The 646-nt window shown below is 61.0% G+C and carries 1 protein-coding gene; it reads right to left on the minus strand.

From position 1 onward, the window contains the following. Nucleotides 1-646: Ig-like domain-containing protein (locus tag AC1DWM_RS30160; protein WP_477796899.1), on the minus strand; the 646-nt coding region annotated here is incomplete at both ends.

The following is a 646-nucleotide window of genomic DNA, read 5'->3' on the forward strand; positions in this document are numbered from 1 at the left end:
TGAATGTCGCGACACTCAGATCGTTGTCGACATCGCTATCGTTGCCCAGCACGTTGCCGGTTGCAACATGGTCTTCATCGACAGTATTGGTGTCCGCGRYCAKGACGCTTRGGTCATTGACCGGGGTGACGCTGATATCCAGCGTGCTGGTGGAACCGGTATTGGTGGTGTAGGTGACGGTCGGCACGGTGCCGTTGTAGTTGGAGTCCGGRGTAAAGGTGTAAGCACCGTTCGCCCCGATCACCAGGGTGCCGACGTTGGCGATGATCGCCGGGGTGGCGCCTGCGGTGTACTCGGTGCCGCCAACCGTGAAGGTGGCCACGCTCAGGAGATTATCGACATCGTGGTCGTTGGTCAGCACGTTGCCGGTGGCCGCGTGGTCTTCATCGACAGTATTGGTGTCCGCGACCAGGACGCTGGGGTCATTGACCGGGGTGACGCTGATATCCAGCGTGCTGGTGGAACCGGTATTGGTGGTGTAGGTGACGGTCGGCACGGTGCCGTTGTAGTTCTCCACCGGAGTAAAGGTGTAAGCACCGTTCGCCCCGATCACCAGGGTGCCGACGTTGGCGATGATCGCCGGGACGCCTGCGGTGTACTCGGTGCCGCCAACCGTGAAGCTGGCCACGCTCAGGAGATTATCGAC

This window comes from Pseudomonas sp. P4_C8 (assembly GCF_056401975.1).